This window comes from Citrobacter sp. Igbk 16, assembly GCF_028069755.1.
Lineage (GTDB): Bacteria > Pseudomonadota > Gammaproteobacteria > Enterobacterales > Enterobacteriaceae > Citrobacter.
The window spans coordinates 24,461-31,231 of the sequence record NZ_JANEWJ010000044.1 but is presented as its reverse complement, the minus strand read 5'-3'; the positions used below and the strand labels follow the sequence as shown (position 1 = coordinate 31,231).

The window sequence follows — 6,771 nt, the reverse complement described above, 5'->3', positions numbered from 1 at the left end:
TTATAAAACAATATATATAACGACAATTACAATGGAGTGGGTTATGTCTGAAGATGAGCAATATGGAGGTATTAGCCGCAGGACGTTAGTCAAATCCTCGGCTATAGGTTCACTGGCACTTGCTGCCGGAGGCCTGTCACTACCCTTTGGTATTCGTGCCGCTGCTGCTGCCGTACAGCAATCAGTGCAACCTGTTGAAGATAAAGCTGTCTGGAGTTCCTGTACGGTTAACTGCGGCAGCCGTTGCCTTTTACGTCTGCATGTGAAAGATGATGCGGTTTACTGGGTTGAGTCTGACACGACCGGCGATGATACCTACGGTAACCACCAGGTTCGCGCCTGCTTGCGCGGTCGTTCAATTCGCCGTCGTATGAACCACCCTGACCGCCTCAAATACCCGATGAAACGCGTTGGTAAACGCGGTGAAGGTAAATTTGAGCGTATCAGTTGGGATGAAGCGCTGGATACCGTTGCCGGAAACCTGAAGCGTATTTTGCATGATTACGGTAATGAAGCCGTTCACGTTCTTTACGGTACCGGTGTGGATGGCGGTAATATCACGAACTCCAACGTCCCCTACCGTTTGATGAATTCCTGTGGCGGCTATTTAAGCCGTTACGGGAGTTACAGCACCGCACAAATCAGCGCCGCCATGGGATATATGTTCGGTGCTAACGACGGTAACAGCCCCGACGATATCGCCAACACAAAGCTGGTTGTGATGTTTGGTAATAACCCAGCCGAAACGCGTATGAGCGGCGGTGGTGTAACCTGGTATGTCGAGCAGGCACGTGAGCGGTCAAATGCCAGAATGATCGTTATCGATCCACGCTACAACGACACCGCCGCAGGTCGTGAAGATGAATGGCTGCCTATTCGCCCAGGAACGGATGCTGCACTGGCCGCCGCAATCGCCTGGGTGCTGATCACAGAAGATCTGATTGATAAACCTTTCCTTGATAAATACTGCGTCGGCTACGATGAAACCACTCTCCCCGCCAGCGCTCCGCGTAATGCGCACTACAAGGCCTATATATTAGGTGACGGCCCGGACGGAATTGCCAAAACACCGCAATGGGCATCTCAGATTACCAGCATCCCTGCAGACAAAATCATCCAGTTAGCCCGTGAAATCGGTTCGGCAAAACCGGCTTACATCTGTCAGGGCTGGGGACCACAACGCCATTCCAACGGTGAACAGACAGCCCGAGCAATCACCATGCTCTCTGTTTTGACAGGAAACGTAGGAATTAACGGCGGTAACTCCGGTATGCGTGAAGGGACCTGGGATCTGGGTGTTGAATGGTTCTCCATGTTGGAGAACCCGGTCAAAACACAGATATCGGTGTTCACCTGGACGGATGCTATCGATCATGGCGCAGAAATGACAGCCACCCGCGACGGTGTACGCGGCAAAGATAAACTGGATGTGCCTATCAAGTTTATCTGGTGCTATGCCAGCAATACGCTCATCAACCAGCATGGCAATATTGCTCATACTCATGACGTTTTACAGGATGACAGTAAGTGCGAAATGATTGTCGGCATTGAGCACTTTATGACCGCATCGGCGAAGTACTGCGACATCCTGCTGCCGGATCTGATGCCTACTGAACAGGAAGACCTCATTTCACATGAGTCCGCCGGGAATATGGGCTATGTGATCCTCGGACAGCCCGCTACCTCACCTAAATTTGAACGAAAACCCATCTACTGGATGTTAAGTGAAGTCGCGAAACGCCTGGGCCCGGACGTCTATCAAAAATTCACGGAAGGCCGTACCCAGCACGAGTGGGTGAAATATCTGCATGCCAAAACCAAAGAACGTAACCCAGAAATGCCGGATTACGAAGAGATGAAAACGACCGGTATTTTCAAGAAAAAATGCCCGGAAGAACACTATGTCGCTTTCCGTTCATTCCGCGAAGATCCTGCGGCAAACCCGTTGAAAACACCATCCGGGAAAATTGAGATTTACTCTGAAAGGCTGGCCACCATTGCCGAGACATGGGAACTCAAGAAAGACGAGATTGTGCATCCGCTACCGGCTTATGCGCCAGGCTTTGACGGCTGGGATGACCCCAAACGCAAAACGTATCCGCTACAGCTCACCGGATTCCACTATAAGGCGCGAACTCACTCAAGCTACGGCAACATTGATGTTTTACAACAGGCGTGCCCGCAGGAAATCTGGATTAACCCCGTCGATGCCCGTTCACGTGGCATTCATCACGGCGATACGGTACGGGTGTTTAACAGCAATGGTCAGATGCTGATCGCCGCAAAAGTCACGCCGCGTATTTTGCCCGGCGTGACAGCCATCGGCCAAGGCGCATGGCTCAATGCTGATATGTTTGGTGACCAGATCGATCACGGTGGTTCAATCAACATTCTCACGTCACATCGTCCTTCTCCGTTAGCGAAGGGGAATCCATCCCACAGTAATCTCGTTCAGGTTGAAAAGGCGTAAGGTGTAACCCATGACGACTCAATACGGATTTTTTATCGACTCCGCCCGTTGCACCGGTTGCAAAACTTGCGAACTGGCCTGCAAAGACTTCAAAAATTTAACGCCGGACGTCAGTTTCCGCCGTATTTACGAATACGCCGGCGGTGACTGGCAGGAAGATAACGGTGTCTGGCACCAGAACGTTTTCGCCTACTACCTCTCCATTGCGTGTAATCACTGTGAAGACCCGGCCTGTACCAAGGTGTGTCCAAGCGGCGCGATGCACAAACGTGAAGATGGTTTTGTGGTCGTGGATGAAGACGTATGCATTGGCTGCCGCTATTGCCACATGGCCTGCCCGTATGGCGCACCGCAATACAATGCCGCCAAAGGACACATGACCAAGTGCGATGGCTGTCATGAACGCGTTGCTGAGGGTAAGAAACCCATCTGTGTCGAATCCTGCCCGCTGCGTGCGCTGGACTTCGGCCCGATAGAGGAACTGCGTAAGAAACACGGCACCCTGGCCGCGGTTGCGCCATTACCTGGCGCGCACTTTACCAAACCGAGCATCGTCATCAAACCAAATGCCAATAGCCGCCCGACCGGGGATACCACGGGTTATCTGGCTAATCCGAAGGAGGTCTAAAATGGGAAGTGGATGGCATGAATGGCCGCTGGTACTGTTCACGGTTCTGGGCCAATGCGTGGCAGGCGCGCTAATCGTCAGTGGTCTGGGTTGGTTTACCGTCAAAGACGATGTTGTAAGACAGCGCATTGTTCGCAGTATGTTTTTTCTTTGGTTGGTAATGGGCATCGCATTCCTGGCCTCGGTTATGCATTTGGGGTCTCCGCTACGCGCATTTAACTCGCTGAACAGAATCGGTGAGTCAGCGCTAAGTAATGAAATTGCCAGCGGCTCGCTGTTTTTTGCCGTCGGTGGTTTATGGTGGCTGGTCGCTTTGCTCGGTAAAATGCCCGCTGCATTAGGTAAAATATGGCTGCTGGTAGGCATGCTGCTGGGCGTGGTGTTTGTCTGGGCGATGACCAACGTTTACCAGATAGATACCGTACCGACCTGGTATAATGGTTACACTACGGTGGCCTTTTTCATGACCCTACTTCTGAGCGGGCCACTCTTTGCCGCCCTGCTACTGCGTGCTGCTGGTGTTTCTTTTCATGCCAACGTGTTCGCGGGGATCAGTGTGCTGGCGTTGCTGGTGAGTGCGGCTGTGATTGTCCTGCAGGGACTTTCCCTCGGCACAATCCACAGTTCAGTGCAATTCGCCAACGCGCTGGTACCTGACTACGGCAGCTTACAGGTGTGGCGCATCCTCTTGCTGGCTGCAGGTCTTGGGTGCTGGATATGCCCGCTTATCCGCCATAAAGATCCGCATGCCGCTGGGCTGGCGTTAGGTTTAATTTTAGTCCTGGCCGGTGAAATCATTGGTCGTGGTTTGTTTTATGGTTTGCATATGACAGTCGGAATGGCTGTTGCAGGTTAACTCTCGGGTGCGGGGCAACCCGCACTGTTCAGGATTGTTTGCATGACCCATTTTTCACAATGTGACAACTTTTCAACCGCTGCGCGCGTTCTGGGCGCGTTGTTCTACTATGCACCAGATAGCGCAGAAGCATCTGCGATGGTCAGTGCGTTAAAAGCGGATGGCTGGCAAGCACAGTGGCCGCTGCCAGAAGCTACGCTGTCGCCACTGGCTGCACAGATGCAGACAGATAGCGATGAAACGCTCCCGCAAGCCTGGCAACGTTTGTTTATCGGCCCCTACGCATTGCCATCCCCGCCCTGGGGTTCGGTCTGGCTGGATCGCGAAAACGTGTTGTTTGGTGAATCCACTCTGGCGTTACGTCAATGGATGCGCGACAACGGCATTCAGTTTGCGTTGCAACAGAATGAGCCAGAAGATCACTTTGGTTCGTTGTTACTGCTGACAGCCTGGCTTGCCGAAAATGGCCGCCACACCGAATGTGAGCAATTGCTGTCCTGGCATCTATTGCCGTGGTCGGCTCGCTTCCTCGACGTTTTTATCGAGAAGGCGGACCATCCGTTCTACCAGGCGTTGGGTAAACTGGCTCGCCTGACACTGGCACAATGGCAGTCGCAGTTATTAGTTCCGGTGGCAGATAAACCCTTGTTCCGTTAATTTCGCCTATGGGCAGGATATTCCCTGCCCATTTACCCGAGAGTTTCGCACGCTGAGCTTTTGCTTCTGCGGCTAATTACCCGCAAAATAGGCCGTCTGAATTTTCCTGTCTGGCAACCCATGCATCGCTTACATGCTTATCCTGACCTGCGCACTCTGTTTCGGCGTCTACTGATCGCCGCGCTGATTGGTATCCTTGCAGCCCTGGCCGTTGCAGGATTTCGTCATGCGATGCAATTGCTTGAGTGGCTGTTCCTGAGTAACGATACGGGAAGCTTGGTCAACGCCGCGACAAATCTACCGCCGTTCAGACGCATGCTGACACCTGCGCTCGGTGGTCTGGCGGCTGGACTCTTGCTTTGGGGCTGGCAAAAATTTAATCGTTTACGCCCACAGGCCCCCACAGACTATATGGAAGCCCTGCAGACTGACGGACAGTTCGACGTCAGCGCAAGTCTGGTGAAATCACTGGCCTCTTTGGTGGTGGTGGCAAGCGGCAGCGCCATTGGTCGTGAAGGGGCAATGATTTTATTGGCCGCACTGGCGGCTTCGTGCTTCGCGCAACGCTTCACACCGCGTTCGGAATGGAAATTATGGATTGCCTGTGGGGCGGCTGCAGGTATGGCTGGTGCGTATCACGCTCCGTTGGCGGGTAGCTTATTTATTGCCGAAGTGCTGTTTGGCACGTTGATCCTCGCCTCATTAGGGCCGGTGGTTGTCTCCGCCGTCGTCGCATTGTTAACTACCAATGCGCTTAGCGACAGCAACGCGCTGCTGTATACCGTTCATCTGACTCGGGAACTGCATGTGCTGGAATATGTGATGATTATCAGCACTGGACTGTTAGCCGGTCTCTGCGGACCTCTTTTTATGTGGCTTATGACCACCAGTCACAACAGCTTTTTGCGCTTAAAGCTCGCACCACCAGGCCAGTTAGCCCTGGGCGGGCTGATCGTTGGTCTGTTGTCGCTATTTACTCCTGCGGTCTGGGGCAACGGCTACAGCGTAGTACAATCGTATTTACTCTCTCCCCCTTTGCTCGCCGTCATCAGTGGAATTTTCATCTGCAAGTTACTGGCCGTACTCGCCAGTAGCGGGTCAGGGGCACCCGGCGGCGTGTTTACACCCACGCTGTTCGTCGGTTTGTCAGTCGGTATGTTGCTGGGTCGGGTATGGGGATTCTGGCTTCCGGGGACGGATGAAATTGCGGTGCTGTTGGGCTTAACAGGAATGGCTACACTGCTGGCGGCGACGACCCATGCCCCCATTATGTCGACATTGATGGTCTGTGAAATGACCGGGGAGTATCAACTACTCCCCGGCCTGTTGATTGCATGCGTCGTGGCGTCAGTGCTGTCGCGAACGTTACGCCATGACTCTATCTACAGACAACACGCTGCCGAGCATTGACAGACGAATGTACTGAGAAAGCTCGCGCTGCTCTGCTCGTGGCAAATAAGGCAATTCACCAATCAACGGTGCCGGTAATTTTTTACTTAGCACGTCGATGATTTCGGCATAATGCGCCAATCCAGGGTTAATACGGTTCGCTACCCAGCCAATCAACGGCAGCCCATCACTGGCAATCGCCTGTGCGGTAAGAATGGCATGGTTAATACAGCCTTCCTGAATACCCACCACCATCAGAACCGGGAGTTGCTCCTGTACCACCCACTCCGATAACGGACGCAGATCGTTCATCAGACTACGCCAGCCACCTGTGCCTTCAACAACAACGTGATCAACCTTCTCGCTCAGGCTTGCCAGTCCATTGGATAACAGGGTGTAGTTAACCGGACCGCTATGCGCCACGCTGCTTTCGTCTTCGCTCAGCGCGATAGGGTTAACCGCCTCGTACGGCAGTTCGATGGATGACACGCTTTGCAGTACCAGCGCATCTTTATTGCGCATACCTTCCGGTGTCTCTTTGCTGCCTTTGGCTACGGGTTTGTAACCCGCCACACTTTTACCCCCTGACGCTAACGCTTGTAGTAATGCGCGGGAAACCACGGTCTTCCCAACAGAAGTGTCTGTACCTGTAATAAAGAAACGCTTCAGCATCACTAACTCCACCGTATGCTATGAAAATATAAGTCAGGAAAATAAAACAGTGGAGAAAGTCTAAGGTATGACGGCCAGAACCAGCTTGAGATAGCGCAA

Annotated in this window: 6 protein-coding genes; 5 read left to right on the top strand and 1 reads right to left on the bottom strand. The window is 52.9% G+C overall.

The genetic code is table 11. The annotated features are described in order from the left end of the window. The first annotated feature begins 43 nt into the window (after positions 1 to 43). The 5 genes from ynfF (at position 44) to clcB (ending at position 6,021) form a co-directional block, all read left to right on the top strand. A complete protein-coding gene (ynfF, locus tag NNO03_RS20935) occupies positions 44 to 2,470 on the top strand; it encodes a selenate/tellurate reductase subunit YnfF (protein ID WP_271450423.1) in 2,427 nt (808 codons plus the stop codon). Positions 2,471 to 2,480: 10 nt separating this feature from the next. Further along, a complete protein-coding gene (locus NNO03_RS20930; RefSeq protein WP_048211714.1) occupies positions 2,481 to 3,098 on the top strand; it encodes a DMSO/selenate family reductase complex B subunit in 618 nt (205 codons plus the stop codon). Position 3,099: 1 nt separating this feature from the next. Continuing rightward, entirely contained in the window at positions 3,100 to 3,954 is an 855-nt protein-coding gene (locus NNO03_RS20925; protein WP_271450422.1) for a dimethyl sulfoxide reductase anchor subunit family protein, read from the top strand. A gap of 42 nt (positions 3,955 to 3,996) precedes the next feature. Then, positions 3,997 to 4,611 carry a Tat proofreading chaperone DmsD gene (dmsD, locus tag NNO03_RS20920; protein WP_271450421.1) on the top strand — a complete coding sequence of 205 codons (615 nt, stop codon included), beginning with the start codon at positions 3,997 to 3,999 and terminating at the stop codon, positions 4,609 to 4,611. A gap of 120 nt (positions 4,612 to 4,731) precedes the next feature. Further along, a complete protein-coding gene (clcB, locus tag NNO03_RS20915; RefSeq protein ID WP_271450420.1) occupies positions 4,732 to 6,021 on the top strand; it encodes a voltage-gated ClC-type chloride channel ClcB in 1,290 nt (429 codons plus the stop codon). On the opposite strand, the gene bioD is transcribed toward clcB, so the two are convergent. Then, a complete protein-coding gene (gene bioD / locus NNO03_RS20910; RefSeq protein WP_271440541.1) occupies positions 5,977 to 6,672 on the bottom strand; it encodes a dethiobiotin synthase in 696 nt (231 codons plus the stop codon). The genes clcB and bioD overlap by 45 nt on opposite strands. Positions 6,673 to 6,771 lie beyond the last annotated feature (99 nt).

What these genes read in the sequence shown, in the direction of transcription:
- clcB (WP_271450420.1), top strand. Translation starts at nt 4,732, where the DNA reads ATGCATCGCTTACATGCTTATCCTGACCTGCGCACTCTGTTTCGGCGT.
- bioD (WP_271440541.1), bottom strand. Translation starts at nt 6,672, where the DNA reads ATGCTGAAGCGTTTCTTTATTACAGGTACAGACACTTCTGTTGGGAAG.
- ynfF (WP_271450423.1), top strand. Translation starts at nt 44, where the DNA reads ATGTCTGAAGATGAGCAATATGGAGGTATTAGCCGCAGGACGTTAGTC.
- NNO03_RS20925 (WP_271450422.1), top strand. Translation starts at nt 3,100, where the DNA reads ATGGGAAGTGGATGGCATGAATGGCCGCTGGTACTGTTCACGGTTCTG.
- NNO03_RS20930 (WP_048211714.1), top strand. Translation starts at nt 2,481, where the DNA reads ATGACGACTCAATACGGATTTTTTATCGACTCCGCCCGTTGCACCGGT.
- dmsD (WP_271450421.1), top strand. Translation starts at nt 3,997, where the DNA reads ATGACCCATTTTTCACAATGTGACAACTTTTCAACCGCTGCGCGCGTT.